Below are 20818 nucleotides of genomic sequence, written 5' to 3'. Positions count from 1 at the left end.
ATCCCTTCCACCGGGAGAGCGGGGGGTGCGTGGCGCGGGCGCCGGAGGCGGTGAAGCGGACCGCCGGCTGTCCCGTCTCCGGCGCAGGGACGGCAGGCTGCTCCTTGACGATCATCGAGTGCCTCACCCCTCCCACCGGGACAGCGTCGGGTGCGTGGCGCGGGCGTCCGAGGCGTCGGCCGCGGCGTCCTCGTCGACCACGCCGAGGTAGCGGCGGCGCACCTCGTCGGAGGCGGCCAGCTCCCGTGCCGGGCCGGACAGGGTCACTTCGCCCACCTCCAGGACGTACGCGTGCGATGCCAGCCGCAGCGCGAGGGCGGCGTTCTGTTCGACGAGCAGGACCGAGGTGCCCTGGGTGTTGATCTCCCGTACGGTCTCCGCGATCCGCGCGGCCATCAGCGGGGCGAGCCCGAGGGAGGGCTCGTCGAGGAGCAGCAGGCGCGGGGCCGCCATCAGGGCGCGGGCGACCGCGAGCATCTGCTGTTCGCCGCCCGACAGGAGGGCGGCGCGCTGCTGGGCGCGTTCGGCGAGGACGGGGAACAGGTCGTGCACACGGCGTAGGGCGGCGGCCCGTTCGCGCCGTCCTCCCGCGGCGCCGAGCGCGCCGGCCCGCAGGTTGTCGGCGACCGTCATCCGGGCGAACACCCGCCGCCCTTCGGGCACTTGGGACACCCCGGCGGCCACCACCCGGTCCGGGGGGAGCCGGTCCAGGGGGCGGCCGTCGAGGCTCACGGTGCCGCCGGTCACCGCGCCGCCGTGGAAGGCGAGGGTGCGGGAGACCGCCCGCAGCAGCGTCGACTTTCCGGCGCCGTTGCTGCCGAGGACGGTGACCACGGCTGCCTCGGGCACCTCCAGCGTCACCCGGCGCAGGGCGCGTACGGGCCCGTATCCCACCGACAGGTCCCGTACGAGCAGAGCGGAACCGCCCATGGCATCTCCCCGGGGTCGCTTGGGTGTGGCGCTCACCCCAGCACCGCCGGCGGCGCCCGTCCACGGGGTGCGGCCGAAACGTGGCGGGTGACCAGCGCGCACCGCCGCCGGTTGTGCGCGCGCACAACACCGCGTGTCAGGGGCCTGTGCGAGGCGGGTTCCCGGTGGCATCCTCCGGTCCATGGGTGGGCGCAGACCGCGGACCGGTCATGACTGGAAGCTGCTCGCCGAGTCCTGCACCGCGCTGCTGGACCGGCTGCCCGAACTGGTGGATGCCCATATGCGGCAGCTCACCGAGTACTCCCCCGTGTACGCGCGGGTCCTGCCGTACGACATGCACTGGCGGGAGTCGGAGGAGGCCATCCGGATCGGCATCGAGACGATGTCGGCGCCCCGGGACTCCCCGCGCCGCGATCTGGAGTGCGCCGAGGACGCCGGGCGGCGGCGCGCCCAGCAGGGCCTGCCTCTGGAACTCCTCGTGCACGCGTACCGCAACGCCGGCTACCTGGTGTGGGACGCGCTCCTCGAAGGCGCGGCCGGACAGGATCCGGCGCGGCTCACCGTGCTGATGCGGTCGGCGACGATGGTGTGGTCGGCCGTGGACGCCCAGGCGGAGGCCGCCTCGGACGCCTACCGGGCCACCGAGATGGAGTTGCGGCGGCGTACCGACGAGCGGCTTCAGGCGCTGCTCGACGCCCTCCTCGAAGGACAGCAGGCGCCCGGGCTCGCCGCGCGGGCCGCGGCCGGGCTCGATCTGCCCGAGCACGGGCCGTACGCGGTCGTCGTGCTGCGCGCCGACCGCCGGGACGTCCGCGAGACCTTCCACCGGCCCGTGCAGGGCACCGGGTTCCGGTTCATCTGGCGGATGCGCACGGACTGCGAGGTGGGTGTGGTCGCGCTCGGTGACGGCGCCGGGCTGGACGCTCTCGCGGGGCTCCTCGACGCCCGGTGTGCCGGGCCCGGCGGGATCAGCCCCGTGGTCCCCGGCCTCGCAGAGCTGGGGCGGGCCCGGCGGCTCGCCGAGCTGGCGCTGCGGACGTGTCCGCCGGACGCCACCGAGGTCGTACGGCTCGATCAGCGCATGCCGACCGCGCTGGTCGTCAGCCAGCCGGAGCTGGCGGAGCGCCTGGTGGCGGGGGTCTTCGGCGCGCTGCTGGAGCTGGAGCCCGGCGACCGGGCCGTCCTGCTGGAGACCCTCGACGTCTGGCTCTCCTGCGAGGGCTCCGCCGGGCGGGCCGCGGGGCGCCTGTACTGCCACCGCAACACGGTCTTCAACCGCCTGCGGCGTCTGGAGCAGCTGACCTCGCGCTCGCTGGCGCGGCCCCGGGACCTGATCGAGATGACGTTGGCGTTGGACGCGTACCGGTTGTCGGGGGTGGGGTAGTCGCCCCCTCCGCCCCTGCCCGTCCCGTTGTCCTGGGGGCTGCGCCCCCTTTCCCCCTGCTTTCGCGCTTCGCGCTCGTCCTCAAACGCCGGACGGGCTGAAAATCTCCAGCGCCGTCCGGCAGGGAAAGTGGCCCCTCACGCCTCAGGTCAGGAAATCCGTCCCGACCCGTTCCGCCAGCTCCTCCAGAATCGGCCCCGCCTCGGCGATGCACCGGGCGACGTCGGGCTCGACCTCCGTCAGGGCGTACGCGCGCCGGATCCCGGCCTTGCCGAGAGCCTCGGGCGGCAGCGCGAGGCGCCCGCACACCGCCACGACCTCCTTGCCGGCCGCCCGCGCCGCCGCGGCAACGCCGGCGGGTGCCTTCCCGTGGAGGGTCTGCTCGTCCAGCGACCCTTCCCCGGTGATCACCAGCGTGGCCCGCTCCAGCGCGGGAGCGAAGCCGAGGACGTCGAGCATGACCTCGATACCGGCCCGGAAACGGGCGCCCAGGACCAGGGCGCCGTAGCCGATGCCGCCCGCGGCGCCCGCACCGGGCGCCTGCGCGTACTCCGCGGCCCGGGGGCCGACGGCCTTCTCCAGGACCGTGGCGAAGTGGGCGAGGGAGGCGTCGAGGGTCGCCACGTCGTCGGGGCTCGCGCCCTTCTGCGGCCCGTACACCGCGGGGGCGCCCTTCGGGCCGGTCAACGGGTTGTCCACGTCGCTCGCGAGCACGAGGTCGATGTCGGCGAGCCGCGCGTCGAGCCCGGACAGGTCGGCCGTCACGAGATCGCTCAGCGCGCCCCCGCCGGGGGCCACCGGCTCGCCCTCCGCGTCGAGGAAGCGGGCGCCGAGCGCGGACAGCATTCCGGCACCTGCGTCGGTGGTGGCGCTGCCGCCCACTCCGAAGACGACGGTGCGCGCACCGGCGTCCAGCGCGGCCCGCAGCAGTTCCCCGGAGCCGTACGTCGACGCCGTGAGCGGTGCGAAGACCCCGGCGGGCAGTCGCTGCAGCCCGCTGGCCTCCGCCATCTCGACGACGGCCGTGTCGCCGCGCAGCGCGTACGCGGCCGTGACCTCACCGCCGAGCGGCCCGGCGACGGACACCTCGCGCCGCTCGAACCCGGCCGCGACCGCCGCGTCGACGGTGCCGTCGCCGCCGTCGGCGACCGGCAGGGCCTCGACCTCCACATGGGGCGCGGCCCGGCGCAGGCCCGCCGTGACCCGCTCCGCGACCTGTACGGCCGTCAGCGAGCCCTTGAACTTGTCCGCGGCGATCAGCACCCGCGCATTTCCGGTGGGTGTCCGGTTCACAGCAGCGTCCGCCACCTTGCATTCCCCTTGCTTTCGGGCCTTGCTCACGTCAAGGCAGTCGCGCCGCTGCGACCATAACCGCAGGAGGCCCACGCCGTCATGCCCCGTCCCGCGCAGCGAAACACCGCGCGGGCTCGCCCGGAATTCGGTAAACCGGAACCATGACCCCTGTGGGCACTGAGCTCGGCGACCGCGTTCTCGGGGGCTGGCTGGGCCGGATCGCGGGCAACATGCTCGGCAAACCGGTCGAGCAGGGCGACCACTGGACGCGGGAACGCATCGACCGCTATCTGCGGCAGGCCGCGGCCCTGCCCCTTGTCGACTACCTGCCCGAGCCGCTCACCGAGAGCGACGGCTTCGAGCTGCGCCCCGAATGGCGGCAGTGCGTGCGCGGCCGTATCCACGGCAGCTGCCGTGACGACGACGTGGACTACGCGATCCTCGGCCTCGACCTCCTGGAGAGGCACGGTTTCGGCTTCAGCACGGAGCAGGTCGGCGATCTGTGGCTGCTGCGGCTGCCGTACCTGCAGACGTTCACGGCGGAGCGGGCCGCCTACCGCAATCTCGCCAACGGCCTGAAACCGCCTCTCACCGCGACCTACGACAACCCCTACCAGGAGTGGATCGGCGCCCTGATCCGCGCCGACGTCTACGGCTGGACCTGCCCGGGAGCACCCCGCCGCGCGGCCTCGCTGGCCCGCCGCGACGCGGTGCTCTCGCACACCGGCAACGGCGTGTACGGCGCGATGTGGGCGGCGGCGCTGATCTCGGCGGCGTTCACGGCGGCCACGGTGCGTGACGCCCTGGACACGTCGCTGACCGTCATTCCCGCGAGCAGCCGCCTCGCCCGCACCGTGCGGCGCGTGCTCACGCTTCACGAGACCCGGATGGCCTGGGAGGACACGCTCACCACGGTGGGCGAGGAGACCGCCGGGCTCGGCTGGATCCACACGATCCCGAACGCCGCGGTCCTCACGGCCGGGCTGCTGTACGGCGACGGCGACTTCACCCGGACCATCACGCTGACCGTCCGCGGCGGCCTGGACACCGACTCGAACGGCGCGACCGCCGGGTCGGTGGCGGGCGTGCTGTGCGGGGCCGACGCGATCCCCGCCCAGTGGAAGGATCCGCTGGAGGACATGGTCCGCAGCGCGGTCTTCGGCTTCGACGGCGTACGCATCAGCGAGTTGGCGGCCCGCACGGTGGCCCTCGCGGAGACGGAGGCGGCGGCCTGACGGCAGCCGGTCGCCGAACTCCTCGACAGCAGTGCCCACTTCGCAGAGCCGGCAGTCAGGGGGAGAGGCGCCCGCGCGAGCTGGTTACGCTGCACGAATGACCACCCAAGACTACGCCACGTACATCGCGGGCCTCCCCCGCGTCCTGGTGGGCGCCGCCGCGCTCTTCCGTGCCGCGGACGACCGTGTCCTGCTCGTCGAGCCCAACTACCGGGAGGGCTGGGTTCTTCCGGGCGGCACCGTCGAGTCGGACGACGGGGAGACCCCGCGGCAGGGGGCACGGCGCGAGACAGTCGAGGAGATCGGGCTCGACGTGGAGCCGGGACGGCTGCTCGCGGTCGACTGGGTGCCCGGGACGACACGCCCGCCGCTGGTCGCCTACCTCTACGACGGCGGAGTCCTCGCGGACAGCGACTTCGAGTCCATCCGCCTGCAGGAGGAGGAACTGCTCTCCTGGCGCCTCGTGGCACGCGAGGAGCTCACCCGGTACCTGCCGGACGCGCTCTGCCGCCGGGTGCTCGCCGCCCTGGACGTACTGGCGGACGGGTCGGGGACGGCGGAGCTGGAGAACGGCCACCGGGTCGGCGCCGTAGGGGCGTAGCGGCCCGGCTGCCTTCGGGTCCGCGGGCCTATTTCGTCAACTCTCCTACCTGTAGGGCTCATTGATCGGCACAATGCTTGCTGTGCCGCACTACGACTACATGGAGTTCGCGCTCGACGACGGAGCGCAGGTCCGTCTCGAACTGGCCGCAGCGGGCGAGGCCCCGGCGGGTGACGCCGATCTGCCCGGCGGCATCGCCGGTGTCACGCCCGTCGGACGCGGCGCGCGCGTCGGGGCGCTGGCAACGGACGCCCTGCGCGCCGTACTGAGTCCGCTGGGCCCCGTACTTCAGCAGGTGCACGACTCGGTGTCCGGCATCGCCGATCCGCCGCACGAGCTGTCGGTCGCCTTCGGCATACAGATCGGCCAGGACCTGAAGATCGGCATCGTGGGCGCCAACGGACAGGCCAGCATGACCATTTCGGCGACCTGGCAGCTGCCGCCCCGGGACGGGGAGTGACCTGGTTCGCGGCGCCCCGGGGCGACCGGTCGGCGGACGCGCGCGGCGCGCTCGTCCGCGTCCTGTCCGCCAACCGCAGCAGTACGGCGGGCGCGGGCGTCTACCTCTCCGGGCGCCGACTGCTGACCTGCGCGCATGTCGTCAACACCGTGCTCGGGCGGCGGAGCCTGAACCCGCAGGACCCGGGAGGGATCACGCTCGACGTGTCCTTCCCTGTGCTCTCCGCCGGCGACGTCCGCAGCGCGCGCCTGGTGTCATGGATACCGCCCCGCTCCCACCAGTACGGGCCGGTCGACGACGGCGCCCTGAGGTGGGAGGGCGACCTGGCCGTCCTGGAACTCGACGAGGAACCGCCGCCGCCCGTGGGCTCGGTGCGCTGGCTGGAGATGGCGCGGGGGCAGGAGGTCAGGGCGTGGTACGGGGCCGGGCAGCCGTTCTCGTACGCCGATGTGCGCGTGGCCGTGTACGACGACGGCGTCGGCTATCTCGACGGGCAGCTGTCCGGGGCGGCCGTCGACGACGGGTACAGCGGCGGCCCCCTGTGGTCGATGGGCGACGGCGCCGCCGTGGGACTCGTCATGGGCCGGATCACCGCTCCCGACAACGGGTTCTCGACCCAGCACACGGTGCGGCGCAGTTGGGGGCTCGGCTGGCAGTCGGTGCTGGTGGAGCTGCGGCGGGCCGAGGCGGTGCCGGAACCGCACCTGGCCGGGCTGTGGGCGGGGCCGTCGGCGGTGTTCGCCGAGGACGAGTCGGTGCGCGACATGATGGTGGGGCCGCTGCACACGCTGCTCGGCGATCCCGTGGCACGCGCCGCGCACGCCGGCGAACTCGCCGAGCAGCTCGGCCTGTCGGCGCCCTCCGACGGCACGGCGCCGTCCGTGGAGAAGCTGGCGCACCTGCTGTGCGGCACGGAGCGGGCGCTGCCGACCCTTGCCGAGTCGCTGGCGCCCAAGGTGGTCGACGACCCGCGTGGCCGGGCCGAGCTCGACCGGCTGCTGGCCCTGGGCCGGCTCACCGGCGCGGCCCGGCTGCTCTCCATCGCCGAACACCGCATGCTCATCGGCAAGTTGGAGCATCTCACCCAGGCCGATCCGGGACTGCTGCACCGGGCGGCGACCGCGGCCCTTCCCTATCTCGAACTCCCCCGGTCACTGCAGGCGGCCCGGCTCACCCCGGCCGAAGTACCGGATGTGCTGGGCGAGTTGGAGACCTGGTACGGCGACGGCTCGCCCGTGCCCGATGAGACGCCCCGGCTGCCGGCCCTGCTGCGCGTCGTCGAGTACCTGGCGGCTGCCACCGAAGGGCTGGTCGGCCAGGTCCTGCGCGAATGGAGCAACCGGGTCGCCGCGCGGCTCGGCATCCACCCCTCCGCGCTGCGCGAGCGCCGCGCCGACGCCGAGCGCTGGTCGCGGCAGGCCGCTCCGGCCGGGGCTCGGATCCTGGTGGAGCTCGACCGCTACGCCAAGGATCCCGCGCACCACTACCGCTGCTCGGTGTGGCGGCTGCGCCCCGACGGCAGCGCCGCACGCACCGTCGACGGACCCGACCGGCCCCGTACCGGACCGGAGATCGCCCGGCTGATCAGGGAGGTCGCGGGGGGCGCGAAGGACACGGGTGACGGTGTCGCGCTGGTCGCCGTGTCGGTGCCGCCGGAGGCGCTGGACCTGCCGGTCGACGAGTGGGACGGGGCGGGGGCCGGCGAGTACATGCCCGCGCCGCTCGGCGAGGACTTCCACCTGGTCCTGCGCTGCCCCCGGCTGCGGCGCCGCTCCCCCACCGGGGCCGCCGATCTCGAACGGCGCTGGAACGCCCGGCAGCAGAGCGGCTCGCTGCTCGCCGACCACCGCACGGGCGACCGGACACTGGCCGGACTGCTGAAGACAACCCATCGGGACACCGCGCGCGTCCTTGTGGACGGGAACGCCCAGCACCGCGGCAAGTTGGTCCTCGTCTGTCTGGCCATGGGCGTGCCCATCGTGCTGTGGAACCGCGCCGGCCTCGGCCCTGGCGAGGGACCCCCGCTCGATGCCATCGTGCCCGAGGGGCCGGTGGACGCGCTTCCGGAGCGGGTGCGGTACGTCAGGGTCCGCGTCTACGCGGACAACGAGGTGGCCGCCCGCCCCGCCCTGGTGTGGGACGACGCCGAACTGCCGCTGCCGGACGAACTACAGCTCGCCGACCCCTCGGAAGGAACGGAGCACGCGATATGACGCAGACCGACGGGTGGCGGCTGTTCCGCGGCGACCGCGTGGCCCGGCAGCCGGAGTTCCCCGAGGCACCGCCCTGGCGGCAGTTCACCGACCGGCCCGGCGGCCGCCCCCGGCACCGCCCCTATCTCATCGGCCGCGCGGAGGCCGACGTGGTGAGCGCCGCGCTGCATCTGCGCCGCCCGCTGCTGGTGACCGGGCACCCCGGCACCGGCAAGTCCTCGCTGGCGCACGCCATCGCCCACGAACTGTCCCTGGGCCCGGTGCTGCAATGGGCCGTCAACAGCCGTTCGGTCCTCAAGGACGCCCTGTACGGGTACGACGCCATCGGCCGACTCCGCGAGACGCACCTGCGCCGGGAACGGGGCGCGGACGAACCCGAGATCGGCACGTTCGTCCGGCTGGGACCGCTGGGCACGGCCCTGGTGCCGCGCGACCGGCCGCGCGTCCTGCTGGTGGACGAGCTGGACAAGGGCGATGTGGATCTGCCAAACGACCTGCTGACCGTCTTCGAGGAGGGCGAGTTCGAGATCCCGGAGCTGTCCCGGCTGCCGGAGGAGCAGGCCGAGGTGCCGGTCCTCACCCACGGGGCGCACGGTGAGCGGATCACGGTCACCCGCGGTCTGGTCCGCTGCCGAGAGTTCCCCGTCGTGGTGATCACCAGCAACGGTGAACGGGACTTCCCGCCCGCGTTCATGCGCCGCTGCGTACGACTGGACCTGCCCGACCCGGACGAGGCCCGGCTGCGGGACATCGTGGCCGCCCATCTGGGCGAGGACACGCTGAGCGACGTGGAGGACCTCCTCCATGCCTTCCTCAACCGCCGGGCACCGGGCGAACTCGCCACCGACCAGCTGCTGAACGCCGTGTTCCTGCGCAAGGGCGGGGTCGACCTGGACGCCGAGGGGCTGCTCGACGCCGTACTGCACCGGCTCGGCGGGATGGTCTAGATGCCGCCCGACGGCACGGGCCCCAGGGCTCCGGACGACCCCTTCGACGGCGTCGAGCCACCGCCGGCGCTGAGCAGCATCGCCCGCCTCACCGGGCAGGAACTGTCCATCCACGAGCTGCTGGACGCCGTATGGCTGGCGGCGCGGCTTCCGGCGGACAGCGGCGCCCCGCTCGTGTCGGCGCTGCCGCGGCTCTCCGCCCACCGTCCGGGGCGCGACGCGAGCGAGGACACGCCGGCGCCCGGCACCCGCCCTCCGGGGGCCGCCGCGTCGGAGTCGAGCGCCGAGACCCCGGCGCAACCGCCGGCGCCGGCGCAGCTCCTGGGCGCTCTGCACGCGGCCGCCGCCACGCGCAGTGCACCCGAGTTCGCGGCGCTCGGCGAGGACGACGCCCACGGCGGAGCACGCGACGGCGCGATGCCGGTGCGGGTGCCGGAGGAGAAGGCGCTCGGCGAGGACGAGCTCCGCTTCGGGCGTGCCCTGCGGCTGCTCAAGCAGCCCCAACCCAACCTGTTGAAGCGGGAGTTCGACGAGGAGGCCACGGCCGCCGCGATCGCCGAGACGGGGCTGCCGGACGTGGTGACGCGGCCCGCGCGGCAGCGCTGGCTCGATCTGGTCCTGCTGATCGACGACGGCATATCGATGCTGCTGTGGCGGCGGCTCGCGGCGGAACTGCGGGCGCTGCTGGAGCGGCTCGGCGCGTTCCGCGACATCCGGGTGCACGGCCTCGACACACGCATGCACCACGCGGACCCCGACGAGGCGCCGGTGCCGCTGCTGCGGGCCCGCCCCTTCGACCCGGGCGCCCCGCTGCTGTCCCCCGCCTCGGTCGTCGATCCCTCGGGCGGCACGCTGGTGCTGGTGATCAGCGACGGCGTCGGTCCCTGCTGGCGCGACGGGCGGATGCGGACGGCGCTGGAACGCTGGGCGCGCCAGGGCCCGACGGCGATCATGCACACCCTGCCCGCCCACCTGTGGGACGGCTCGGGCATCCGCTCGGAGCCATGGCTGGTGACGACCCGGCGGCGCGGCGCGGCCAACGAGAGCTGGGAGGTGACCGATCCGCTGCTGCCGCCCGACCTCGGCGAGAAGTTCCCGGGCGTCCCTGTTCCGGTGCTCGAACCGTATCCGCCGGCCGTCGCGGCCTGGGCCCGCCTCGTCGCGTCGCCCGGCGCAAGTGCGCAACTGCCGCTGCTGGCACCGCCGGAGGCGCGGGCTCCCCGTGGCGGGGCCGACACCCGCGGAGCCGACGCGGCGAAGGCCGTCCTGCGGTTCCGCAACGCCGCCTCACCGCAGGCCTACCGGCTGGCCGCCCATCTGGCCGCAGTGTCCCCGTTGACGGTTCCGGTGATGCGTCTCGTCCAGGCGGCCGTGCCCTGGCGTGCCGAGACCGCGCATCTCGCAGAGGTGTTCCTGGGCGGTCTGATGCGCCGGACCGAGCCCGACGACGAGCTGCTCCCGGTCCAGCACCGGCGTTTCGGATTCCCCAGGGACGCCCAGGAGATCCTGCTCGACACGGCGTCCCCGATCGACCTGCTGCGCACGACACGAGCCGTCACCGACCGTCTGCGCACCCTCGTGGGCCGCTCCCCCGACTTCCCGGCATGGCTCGCCCATCCCTCGGGGACGGGTGAACTCCTGCCCGGTACGCGGCCGTTCGCGTGGCTGGAGGACCGCCTGCTGACGCATCTGGGCGCCCGGCCCATGGCGCCGACGCCCGAGCGGGTCACCGAGTACGAGGACGTACGACTGCCGCCGGACCTGGAGGCCGCACCCTCCTGGCTGCCACTGCGTCTGCAGGACCTGCATTCCCTGGGCCCCTACACGCTGCTGCAGCGCGACGGATCCGGCGGCAAGCCCACGGCGTACATCGGCGAGGACGAGGAGGGACAGCGCGTACTGCTGCGGGTGTCCTCCTCGTTCGCCTCACCGGTGGCGCAGGAGCTGCTCGACGTCGAGCACCGTGCGCTGCGTCGCATGGCCGGGGTGTACGCGCCCGCGGTCGTCGACGGCAACCTGGCGAGCACCGCCACCCCTTGGCTCGCGCTGCGGCTCGACACGCTCGCCGACGGGCGGCCGGCGCCCACGCTGCGGGCGGTGCTGGAGGCGGCGGGGCCGCAGCCGGGCACCCCGCTGTTCACCTGGCTGGCCTGGAATCTGGCGCGTGCGCTGAGCCGCTGCCACCGTCTGGGCATGGTGCACGGCTCGCTGGCCCCGGGCGCGATCCTGGTGACCGAGTCGACGCTGCACGTGATCGGCTGGACGTCGGCGCGCATCGACGGCGCGTGGAGTGCGTCGACGGCGTCGGTACCGGCCAACTCCCCTTACCGGGCGCCGGAGGTGACGTACTGGGGCGAGTCGCGGATCACCGCGGGAGACGTCTACTCGCTGGGCGTCGTCCTGCTGCACGCGGTGACCGGGAGGGCGTGGTCCCCGCACGAGCAGGCCGAGTTGGCGCGCAACCATCACTTCGCCCAACTCGACGAGGATCTGGCCGAGTTGCTGATGCGCTGCGTGATGCGCGAGCCGGAGGGGCGGCCCACCGCCCGTGAGGTGGCGGACGCCCTGGGGGCGCGGCTGCCGGGCGGGACGGAGTGGGAGGACGTCGAGGAAGAGGCGCCCGACCCCGCGGCGGTCGACCCGATGGAGGCGCCCGCACCGGAGGACCACCGCGAGCAGTGGACGCTGACCATCCGGGAACCGCTGGAACGACCGCTGCGGATCACGCTCGTGGGGGTCAGGGACGGCGTCGGCTGCACCACGACCACGATGATGCTGGGTGCCGTGCTGGCCGACCAACGGCAGGAACACGTGCTCGCGATCGACGCCGACCGGCATGCGGGACGGCAGGTCCGCATCAGCGGCCGGGTGTTCCGCAACACCCTGGAGAGCATGTCGGACCTTGCCGGTTCGCTGCACGACGTGGAACGGTTCGAGGACCTGGAGCTCTTTCTGTCACCGCACCGCTCCGGGCTCATGGTGCTGGCGAACGACTCGGTACGGCGTCCCCCGGCGGCCGGTCAGTACACGGACTACGAGTTCCGCAGCGTGGCGTACACGACGCAGCGCTACTTCCACCTCACCCTGGTCGACACCGACAACCTCCATCCCGTGATCATGCAGCACACCGACCGCCTGGTCATCGTCTCGCGCGCGGACCCCGCGGGCCTGACCCAGGCCCAGCAGGCCATGGACCGCCTGGTGACCCTGGACCGGCCCGGGCTCGTCGGGGAGTCGGTGGTCGTGCTCAACCACAGCCGCCCGGCCGCGGGCTGGGCGCTCGACTCGGGCGCCCTGCTTGGCCTGAGCTCACGCTGCCGCGGCATCGTCACGGTGCCGCGGGACGGCCATCTGGCGATGGGCAGCACGGTCGAGCTGTCCTGGCTGACACCCGACGCGTACAAGGCCTACCTGCGGCTCGCCGCCCTGCTCCTCGGCCCGCGCCCCGGCTCCTCCTGAGGCCGAATTCGCTCGCGACCGGGCGTCGGGCGCCTTTACCCTCGGCACCATGAACAAGCCACTTGTCGCGATCCTCAGCGGGGCCGGGATCTCCACGGATTCCGGGATCCCGGACTATCGGGGGCCGAACGGGCTGTGGCAGCGGGACCCGGAGGCCCAGAAGCTCGTCACCTACGAGTACTACATGGGGGACCCGGAGATCCGGCGGCGCTCGTGGCAGATGCGGCGCGACAACCGCACGCTCAAGGCCGAGCCGAACGCCGCGCACCGGGCGGTGGTGGAGCTGGAGCGGTCCGGGGTGCCGGTGCGGGTGATCACGCAGAACGTGGACGGGCTGCACCAGCTCGCCGGGATGCCGGCCCGCAAGGTGCTCGAACTGCACGGCAGCGCACGGAGTTTCGTGTGCACCGGGTGCCATGCGCGCGGGCCGATGGAGGACGCGCTCGCGCGGGTCGAGGCGGGCGAGGACGACCCGCCGTGCCTGGAGTGCGGCGGGATCCTGAAGTCGGCGACGGTGATGTTCGGCCAGCGGCTCGACCCGGTGGTGCTGGCCGAGGCGGTCGCGATCACCAAGGCCTGCCAGGTGTTCGTCGCCGTCGGCAGCAGCCTTCAGGTGCAGCCCGCCGCCGGGCTCGCGGGGGTCGCCGCCGACCACGGCGCGCGGCTCGTCATCGTCAACGCCGAGCCGACCCCGTACGACGACCGGGCCGACGAGGTCGTACGGGAGCCGATCGGAACGGCGCTGCCGGAATTGCTGGGCCGCCTCTAGAGCGGGGTGGGCGGCTCGTCCGTGGAGTCAGAAGAGCGCCGTGCCGCGTTCGAGGTCCAGCAGGCGGCGCTTGCGGTCGAGGCCGCCGCCGTATCCGGTGAGGCTGCCGTCGGCGCCGACGACGCGATGGCAGGGGACGATGATGCCGATGGGGTTCTTGCCGTTGGCCAGGCCCACCGCGCGCGAGGCCTTGGGGTTGCCGAGCGCTTCCGCGAGTTCGCCGTACGAGCGGGTCTCGCCGTAGGGGATGCGGCTCAGCTGCTCCCAGACCGTGCGCTGGAAGGGTGTCCCGGCGAAGTCGAGGCGGAGCGTGAACTCCTTCAACTCGCCTGCGAAATAGGCCTGTAGCTGCTCGGCCACCTCCCCGAACGGGGTCTCGTCACGCTCGCCGAAGTTCTCCTCCGGCGGGCGGTGGCGCTGGCCGACCATGTAGAGGCCGCACAGGACCCCGTCGTCGGCGACCAGGGTGAGGGGGCCGTACGGGCTGTCGACGACCGTGTGCTGCTTCACTGGATGTCCTTACACAGGGAGGAAGTTGATGGGGTGGCCGTCCGTCGCCCACAGGTACTGCACGGCGTACGCCCGCCAGGGCGCCCAGGCCGCGGCCCGTGCGGTGAGGGCGGCCGGGGTGGAGGGCAGGCCCAACTCCTGGGCCGCGCGCCGGATTCCGAGGTCGGTGGGGAGGAAGGCGTCGGGGTCTCCGAGGGCGCGCATCGCGATGACGTCCACGGTCCAGGGCCCGAAGCCGGGCAGCGCGAGGAGCCGGGCGCGGGTCTCCGCCCAGTCGCTCTCCACGCCCAAGTGGATGGTGCCGTCGGCGAGTTGACCGACGAGCGTGGTGAAGGTGGTGCGGCGGGTGCGGGGCATCGCGAGGGACTCGGGATCGAGTGCGGCGAGGGCCTCGGCGGACGGGAAGAGGTGGGTGAGGCCGCCCTCGGGATCCTCGACGGGCTCGCCGTGGGCGAGGACCAGGCGGGCCGCGTGGGTGCGGGCGGCGGCTGTGGAGACCTGCTGGCCGAGCACCGCTCGCACGGCGAACTCCGCCTCGTCGACGGTGCGCGGAACCCGGCGCCCCGGCGCCTTGTCGACCAGCGGCGCGAGCAGCGCGTCGGCGCGCAACTGGTCGTCGACCGCGACCGGGTCGGCGTCCAGGTCGAGCATGCGGCGGCAGCGGCTGATGGCGACGGGCAGGTCGCGCAGGTCACTGAGGGTGAGGCGGCAGGCGATGTGGTCGGCCGTGGGAGCGAGCGCGACGACCCCGTGGCCGTACGGCAGTCGCAGGGTGCGCCGATACGCGCCGTCGCGCCACTCCTCGACCCCGGGTACGGCGGTCGCGGCGAGGTGTCCGAAGAGGTTGTCGGGGTTGAGCGGCGCGCGGAACGGCAGCCGCAGGTTGAGGACCCCCGGCGTTCCCGAGACTCCCGGAGCGCGTGACCTGGGCACTCGGGTGCGCAGCTCGCTCGGCGCCAGGGCGAAGACCTCGCGGACGGTGTCGTTGAAGGTGCGGATGGAGGCGAACCCGGCCGCGAAGGCGATCTCCGCCATCGGGAGCGCGGTGGTCTCGATGAGCAGCCGCGCGGTCTGGGCGCGCTGGGCCCGGGCGAGTGCGAGCGGGCCCGCGCCCAGTTCGGCGAGGAGCTGCCGCTCGATCTGGCGGGTGCTGTAGCCGAGCCGGGTGGCGAGGCCGGGCACGCCCTCGCGGTCCACGATTCCGTCGCCGATGAGACGCATGGCGCGGGCGACCAGGTCGGCGCGCCGGTTCCACTCGGGCGAGCCGGGGCTGGTGTCCGGGCGGCACCGCTTGCAGGCCCGGAAGCCGGCCTGCTGGCAGGCCGCCGCGCTCGGGTAGAACGTCATGTTCTCCGGCTTCGGCGGCACCACCGGGCAGCTGGGCCGGCAGTAGATTCGGGTGGTCAGGACCGCGGTGAAGAACCACCCGTCGAAGCGCGCGTCCTTCGACTGGACGGCGCGCACACAGCGTTCGATATCGGCGTGCATCCCGTTCTGCATGTCTCAAGGATCGGGCACCGCCGGGCCAAGGGCTGGCGGAAATCCGACACGTAGGTCGCGTGGCCTGCGGCCGGCCGGCCTCCTCGTACCGGCTTCGGTCACTGACCTCGCCAGATGTTGTCGAAGGCCGCGTTCTCGATGCTTCGCCGCTGCCGCACGGCTTCCAGCTCCATCACCGCGTCGTGGACGGCGGCCAGTACGGTCACGACGGCGTCGTCGTCGGTCGGCCCCTCGAAGCCCTCGTCCGGCGCGTCGAGGATCCCCACGGCGGCTGCGAGTCCTGCGAGGACGCGCTCGCCCGACGTCCAGCGGTCGTCGGCCCGGCGACGCGCGGGAGAGTCGACCAGCGCCGTGCGTCCGGTCCGCACGGGAATCCAGCGATGGCGTTCCCGGGCCACCTGGCCGTCCGCCTCCAGGGCGGCCTGGTACGCCGAGGACAGGCCTTTGCCGCGGCGCCACAGCCACTCCTCGGCGGACTCGTACGGCTCCTGCCGTACGAGCGCCGACGCGGCCTCGTCCAGCAGCCGGTCGTCCGTGACAGTCTCGGGGCCGGGCACGATCCGGTCGCCCTCCAGAGCGGCCGCCCGGGCGTCGAGGAGATCGATGAGCTCGGCTCCCGCGAGGGCGAGCGACAGCTCACCCTGCTCGACGGGGCGGCTGGACGCGACGTCCAAGGCGATGATCAACAGGTGCCGCGGTGTCGTCATGTCAGGCTCCACATCAGAGGCCGATGATGCTGATGGCGTGCGCTTCGGGGAGGTCGGGGTGGGCGGGATTGGCTGCGCCGTCGGGAAACGACCGAAGCCGGGTCGGTGTTCCCGGTCCCTGACCGGTCCGGTGCCCCGGGCAGCCGCCCTCTCGCCAACAGCATCCTGGTCGTCCTGGAACGGCCGCACCGGAGCCCGGCCCGCTACCCGGACCGCTGGGCCGTCTCCCGTGCGAAGGCCTCGTACGCCCGCTCGTCGAAGAGCACGAACCTGACCTCCTCGACATCGGTCCGCGTGGCCCGGACGGTCGCCACCGCGATCCGGGCGGCGTCGTCCATCGGCCATCCGTAGATGCCGGCGGAGACGGCCGGGAACGCGACGCTGCGCGCGCCGAGTTCGTCGGCGATCCTGAGCGATTCGCGGTAGCAGGAGGCGAGCAGGGCGGAGCGGTCCTCGCTCCGGCTGAAGACGGGGCCGACGGTGTGGATCACCCAGCGGGCGTCCATCCGACCGGCGGTCGTGGCGACCGCCTGGCCGGTGCGCAGCCCCTTGCCGTACTGCGAGGCACGAAGCTTGCGGCACTCCTCCAGGATGGCCGGGCCGCCGCGGCGGTGGATGGCTCCGTCCACGCCGCCCCCGCCGAGCAGGGAGGAGTTCGCCGCGTTGACGAGGGCGTCGACCGTCTGCCCGGTGATGTCGCCCTGGACCAGCGTGATGACGGTCATGTCTGGCGCAGCCTCCTCCAGACGGCCTTGGCCGCGTTGTGCCCCGACATGCCGTGCACGCCGGGGCCCGGCGGGGTGGCCGACGAGCAGATGAAGACGGCCGGGTGCGGGGTGCCGTACGGGAACAGGGAGATCTTGGGCCGCAGCAGGAGCTGGAGCCCGGAGGCGGCGCCGGTGGCGATGTCGCCGCCCACGTAGTTGGCGTTGCGCACGGCGAGTTCGGGCGGGCCCGCGGTCGCACGGGCCAGTACGCGGTCGCGGAAGCCGGGCGCGAACCGCTCCAGCTGGCGTTCGACGGCGTCGGTGAGGTCGCCGCTCCAGCCGTTGGGGACGTGGCCGTACGTCCAGAAGACATGCTTGCCGTCGGGTGCCCGGGAGGGGTCCACGACGCTGGGCTGTACCGAGATCAGGAAGGGGACGTCGGGTGCGCGGCCCTCACGCGACGCCGCTCGCAGGGCGCGGTCGATCTCCTGGCTGCTCGCCCCGACCTGCACGGTTCCCGCGGTGCGCGCCTCGTGCGCCGTCCACGGCACGGGGCCGTCCAGCGCGTAGTCGATCTTGAAGACGGCTGCCCCGTACCGGTACCGCTCGTAGTAGCGCCCGAGGCCCGCGATCCTGGCCAGGGCCGTGGGCGAGGTGTCGAAGACGTATGCGCGGGCCGGGGGCAGGTCGTCGAGGCGCTTGACCTCGTAGTCGGTGTGGACGGTGCCGCCGAGGTCCTTCAGGTACGCGGTGAGCGCGTCGGAGATCGACTGGGAACCGCCCCGGGCGACGGGCCAGCCCCTGGCGTGCGCGGCAAGGGCGAAGACGAGGCCGACGGCGCCCGTGGCGAGGCCGTCGAGCGGGGCGATGACGTGCGCGACGAGCCCGGCGAACAGTGCCCTGGCACGGTCGTCGCGGAAGCGGCGCATCAGCCAGGTCGAGGGCGGCAGGCCGACGAGGCCGAAGCGGGCCAGGGTGACCGGGTCCCGGGGCAGCGAGGTCAGCGGCAGGGACATGAAGTCGCGTACCAGCGTGTCCCACTTGGGCAGGAAGGGCTGGACGAGCCGCCGGTACGCGCCCGCGTCGCGCGGCCCGAAGGAGGCTGCGGTCTCCGCCACCGACCGCGACAGGACCGCGGCCGTACCGTCGTCGAAGGGGTGGGCCATGGGCAGCTCGGCGTGCAGCCATTCCAGTCCGTACCGCTCCAGCGGCATCGTCTTGAAAGCGGGCGAGTTGATGCCCAGCGGATGGGCGGCGGAGCAGGGATCGTGCCGGAATCCGGGTAGCGTGAGCTCCTCGGTGCGGGCTCCTCCGCCCACGGTGTCGCGGGCCTCGAAGACGGCGACGGAGAATCCACGGCGGGCCAGCTCCACGGCAGCCGTCAGCCCGTTCGGGCCCGCTCCCACCACGACCGCATCGAGCATGGACGACACCTTCGGACTCCTTCGTCAGCCGATGGCCACTGAGGATCAGGATATGCCGGGCCACCGACATCCCAGGGGCGCGGGTAACCTACGCGCATGACGTGCCGCTTCCGCCGCCATGAGCCCGAAGAGGACGCCTGGTACTGGTTCGAGACGGCCCCGGACGGACAGCCGACACGCCGGATGACCTTGCTCGGCGCCGACTCCGTTCCCGTGGTGGCCGTCGACTTCGCCGAGCTCACCCAAGTCCGCGACAGCTGTGGCCTGTTGGGCGCCCAGCTCTACGAGGTCGTGTACGGCGTGGCGGCGGAGGGGCCCGTCGAGGCACCGCCGGACGCGGAGCCCGTGACCGAGCACGAGTTCGCCGTGATGTGGGGGCGCTGCCGTTCCTACCGGCAGTGCGACGTCCGGCATTCCAGCGGTCCGATACCGGTGGGCACGCGGCTGCCCGGCACGTTCGTCGGGGCCCCGTGGCCTCCTGGCAGGACGGGTGTCTTCGTCGATCTCGGGTTGCCGCTGCCCGGTTTCGTGGATGTGGTGCATCTCTGGGAGGCAGACTGCGTGTGGCCGCCCGACGGGACCGCCGCCGATTTCGAGGTCGTCAGCATCCGCGTCAACGGGTCCCCGCAGCTCAGGCTCCGGCCGACAGCAGCTCCACCACCCGGCGAGCCGTGGCCGCGTCCCGTGCGGCCGTGAACGGCAGCGCGTTGCCGCCGGTGATACGGAACGGCTCGCCCGCGAGGGTCAGATGGGCGCCGCCCGCCTCCTCGACGAGCAGCAGACCGGCGGCGTGGTCCCAGGCCGCCTCCCAGGAGAAGGCGGTGGCGTCCAACTCGCCGCGGGCGATGGCCAGATACTCCAGGCCGGCCGAGCCGCAGGGGCGCGGGCGGATCCCGTCGGTGCGCAGGCCGAGCAGGGCGCGCTTCTGCTCGGCCGTCGTGTAGTCCGGGTGGGACGTGGCGACGTCGAGGTCACGGCCGGGCTCGGGCGAGCCGGAGCGCAGCGGCGCGCCGTTGAGAACGGCGCCCCGCCCGCGTATCGCGGTGGCGAACTCCTCGAGCGCGGGGGCGTAGGTCCACGAGGCGAGCAGGACGCCGCCGCGCGCGAGGGCGACCAGCGTGCAGAAGCCCGGGTTGCCGTGCACGAACTGGCGGGTTCCGTCGACGGGGTCGACGATCCAGACCGGGGCGTCGCCCTGGAGCGCCTCGTACGACGCCGGGTCGGCGTGCACGGCCTCCTCGCCGACAACGACAGAGCCGGGCAGCAGCTCCCGCAGCACCTCGGTGAGGTACAGCTCGGCCTTGCGGTCGGCGTCCGTGACCAGGTCGTGCGGGCCGCTCTTCTGGTCGACCTCGTGCGCGGCGAGCTGCCGGAAGCGCGGCATGATCTCGGTCGCGGCCGCCGTGCGGACCGCTTCTTCGACGTCGGCCGAGTGCTGTGCGAGAAACTCTTCGATGGTTTCCGTGTCTTCGATCATGCATCCATGAGAGCACGGCCCACTGACAATCCCCACCGGCCCGGTGCACTCCCGGTGGAATCGACATGAATTGCCGGGGCCGGGCGACCGCCGCCGCACGTGCCCCTTGATCCCCAAGGTCAGCGGCCGACCGCGTACCCCTGCATCCCCCGCGGATTCGCCGCCGCCGACAGCACCCCGGTCCGCGGGTCCCGGGCGACCGCGCAGAGCCGCCCCTCGGACCAGGCGTCGCCGACGAGGACGTCGTGGCCGCGGCGGCGCAGCTCCTCGACGACCGCTTCGTCCGTGCGGGACTCGACGGTGAGGGCCCCGGGGCGCATGCCGCGAGGGTAGAAGGAGCCGGGGAAGCTGTCGTTGTGCCAGTTCGGGGCGTCGATCGCGCCCTGGAGGTCGAGGCCGCCGCGCACCTCGGAGCGCAGGGCCACGGCGAGGAAGAAGTGGGTCTGCCACTGGTCCTGCTGATCGCCGCCCGGGGTGCCGAACGCCAGGACGGGCACGCCGTCGCGCAGCGCCAGCGAGGGGGTGAGGGTCGTCCGGGGGCGGCGGCCGGGCGTCAGCGAGTTGGGCAGGCCCTCCTCCAGCCAGGCCATCTGCAGCCGGGTGCCGAGCGGGAAGCCCAGTTCCGGTACGACCGGGTTGGACTGGAGCCAGCCGCCGCTGGGCGTGGCCGCGACCATGTTGCCCCAGCGGTCGACGATGTCGAGATGGCAGGTGTCACCGCGGGTGCCACCGTCCGCGGTGACGTCCGGCTCGCCCGGCACCGGGGACCGCGGGCTCTTGGCGACCGTCGGCTCGCCGGCCCCCATGGGGTCGAAGCCGGGGTCCGCCTCGGCGGCCACGCGCGCGTGCCCGCTCATCCGCGGCGTGCGGCCTCCGGGGCTGCCGGGGCGCAGTTCGTAGGACGCCTTGTCGCCGATGAGGTCGCGCCGTGCGGCGTTGTACCGCGGTGACAGCAGATCGTCGAGGGGCACCTCCGCCGCGTCCCCGTACCAGGCCTCCCGGTCCGCCATGGCGAGCTTGCAGCCCTCGACGAGCAGGTGGACGTAGTCGGCGGAGCCGTGGCGCGGCAGCTCGGGCGGCAGCAGGGCGAGCTGTTGCAGGAGGACGGGTCCACGGAGGAGGTGCTGCGGGTCGCGGCGGGCCTGTCGATGCCGGGGTTCTCACCGGACGGGCTGGCGGTCTTCGGCGCCGAGGGCGACCGG

Annotated in this window: 17 protein-coding genes and 1 pseudogene; 9 read left to right on the top strand and 9 right to left on the bottom strand. The window is 73.5% G+C overall.

What is annotated here, in order from left to right; all coding sequences use genetic code 11:
• Positions 1-123 precede the first annotated feature (123 nt).
• Positions 124-930, bottom strand: a complete 807-nt coding sequence (locus ABZS97_RS15635) for an ABC transporter ATP-binding protein (RefSeq protein WP_356137845.1) — start codon at positions 928-930, stop codon at positions 124-126.
• Positions 931-1111: 181 nt separating this feature from the next.
• Between ABZS97_RS15635 and ABZS97_RS15630 the strand changes: the two genes are divergently transcribed.
• Positions 1112-2314 carry a helix-turn-helix domain-containing protein gene (locus ABZS97_RS15630; RefSeq protein ID WP_356137843.1) on the top strand — a complete coding sequence of 401 codons (1203 nt, stop codon included), beginning with the start codon at positions 1112-1114 and terminating at the stop codon, positions 2312-2314.
• Positions 2315-2458: 144 nt separating this feature from the next.
• Here ABZS97_RS15630 and ABZS97_RS15625 read toward each other — a convergent pair whose 3' ends face one another.
• Positions 2459-3622, bottom strand: a complete 1164-nt coding sequence (locus ABZS97_RS15625) for a glycerate kinase (RefSeq protein ID WP_356137841.1) — start codon at positions 3620-3622, stop codon at positions 2459-2461.
• A gap of 146 nt (positions 3623-3768) precedes the next feature.
• On the opposite strand from ABZS97_RS15625, the gene ABZS97_RS15620 reads away from it, so the two are divergent.
• The 7 genes from ABZS97_RS15620 to ABZS97_RS15590 all read left to right on the top strand — a co-directional run bounded on the left by ABZS97_RS15620 (position 3769) and on the right by ABZS97_RS15590 (position 13291).
• Positions 3769-4842, top strand: coding sequence for an ADP-ribosylglycohydrolase family protein (locus tag ABZS97_RS15620; protein WP_356137839.1), 1074 nt, complete (start codon positions 3769-3771; stop codon positions 4840-4842).
• A gap of 97 nt (positions 4843-4939) precedes the next feature.
• The gene (locus tag ABZS97_RS15615) at positions 4940-5443 is read left to right on the top strand and encodes an NUDIX hydrolase (protein WP_356137837.1); all 504 of its coding nucleotides are present in this window, start codon (positions 4940-4942) and stop codon (positions 5441-5443) included.
• 82 nt (positions 5444-5525) lie between these two features.
• Positions 5526-5903 carry a CU044_2847 family protein gene (locus ABZS97_RS15610; protein WP_356137835.1) on the top strand — a complete coding sequence of 126 codons (378 nt, stop codon included), beginning with the start codon at positions 5526-5528 and terminating at the stop codon, positions 5901-5903.
• Positions 5900-8116 carry a trypsin-like peptidase domain-containing protein gene (locus ABZS97_RS15605; protein ID WP_356137833.1) on the top strand — a complete coding sequence of 739 codons (2217 nt, stop codon included), beginning with the start codon at positions 5900-5902 and terminating at the stop codon, positions 8114-8116. Before ABZS97_RS15610 ends, ABZS97_RS15605 begins: the two co-directional genes overlap by 4 nt.
• Positions 8113-9063, top strand: a complete 951-nt coding sequence (locus ABZS97_RS15600; RefSeq protein WP_356137831.1) for a MoxR family ATPase — start codon at positions 8113-8115, stop codon at positions 9061-9063. Before ABZS97_RS15605 ends, ABZS97_RS15600 begins: the two co-directional genes overlap by 4 nt.
• Positions 9064-12522 carry an SAV_2336 N-terminal domain-related protein gene (locus tag ABZS97_RS15595; RefSeq protein ID WP_356137830.1) on the top strand — a complete coding sequence of 1153 codons (3459 nt, stop codon included), beginning with the start codon at positions 9064-9066 and terminating at the stop codon, positions 12520-12522.
• A gap of 49 nt (positions 12523-12571) precedes the next feature.
• Complete coding sequence (locus ABZS97_RS15590; protein ID WP_356137828.1) at positions 12572-13291, top strand: Sir2 family NAD-dependent protein deacetylase; 720 nt, start codon at positions 12572-12574, stop codon at positions 13289-13291.
• A 27-nt stretch (positions 13292-13318) separates the two neighbouring features.
• Here ABZS97_RS15590 and ABZS97_RS15585 read toward each other — a convergent pair whose 3' ends face one another.
• The 5 genes from ABZS97_RS15585 to ABZS97_RS15565 all read right to left on the bottom strand — a co-directional run bounded on the left by ABZS97_RS15585 (position 13319) and on the right by ABZS97_RS15565 (position 18139).
• Positions 13319-13801, bottom strand: coding sequence for a methylated-DNA--[protein]-cysteine S-methyltransferase (locus ABZS97_RS15585; RefSeq protein ID WP_356137826.1), 483 nt, complete (start codon positions 13799-13801; stop codon positions 13319-13321).
• 9 nt (positions 13802-13810) lie between these two features.
• On the bottom strand, positions 13811-15301 hold the full coding sequence (locus ABZS97_RS15580; protein WP_356137824.1) for an AlkA N-terminal domain-containing protein: 1491 nt from the start codon (positions 15299-15301) through the stop codon (positions 13811-13813).
• A 98-nt stretch (positions 15302-15399) separates the two neighbouring features.
• Complete coding sequence (locus ABZS97_RS15575) at positions 15400-16008, bottom strand: GPP34 family phosphoprotein (protein ID WP_356137822.1); 609 nt, start codon at positions 16006-16008, stop codon at positions 15400-15402.
• Between the two features lie 203 nt (positions 16009-16211).
• Positions 16212-16733, bottom strand: a complete 522-nt coding sequence (locus ABZS97_RS15570; protein ID WP_356137820.1) for an O-acetyl-ADP-ribose deacetylase — start codon at positions 16731-16733, stop codon at positions 16212-16214.
• On the bottom strand, positions 16730-18139 hold the full coding sequence (locus ABZS97_RS15565; protein WP_356137818.1) for an NAD(P)/FAD-dependent oxidoreductase: 1410 nt from the start codon (positions 18137-18139) through the stop codon (positions 16730-16732). The genes ABZS97_RS15570 and ABZS97_RS15565 overlap by 4 nt, the downstream gene beginning before the upstream one ends.
• Positions 18140-18235: 96 nt before the next feature.
• Between ABZS97_RS15565 and ABZS97_RS15560 the strand changes: the two genes are divergently transcribed.
• On the top strand, positions 18236-18835 hold the full coding sequence (locus ABZS97_RS15560) for a hypothetical protein (RefSeq protein WP_356137816.1): 600 nt from the start codon (positions 18236-18238) through the stop codon (positions 18833-18835).
• On the opposite strand, the gene ABZS97_RS15555 is transcribed toward ABZS97_RS15560, so the two are convergent.
• Together ABZS97_RS15555 and ABZS97_RS15550 are read right to left on the bottom strand one after the other, a co-directional pair.
• Positions 18771-19616 carry an inositol monophosphatase family protein gene (locus tag ABZS97_RS15555; protein ID WP_356137814.1) on the bottom strand — a complete coding sequence of 282 codons (846 nt, stop codon included), beginning with the start codon at positions 19614-19616 and terminating at the stop codon, positions 18771-18773. The two genes, ABZS97_RS15560 and ABZS97_RS15555, sit on opposite strands and share 65 nt — an antisense overlap.
• Positions 19617-19735: 119 nt before the next feature.
• Positions 19736-20731, bottom strand: a pseudogene (locus ABZS97_RS15550) (gamma-glutamyltransferase); the annotation flags it as partial.
• Positions 20732-20818: the final 87 nt, after the last annotated feature.

Origin of the sequence: Streptomyces sp. NPDC005485, from assembly GCF_040606085.1 — a bacterium.
Lineage (GTDB): Bacteria > Actinomycetota > Actinomycetes > Streptomycetales > Streptomycetaceae > Streptomyces.
This window is presented reverse-complemented; position numbering and strand designations above follow the sequence as displayed.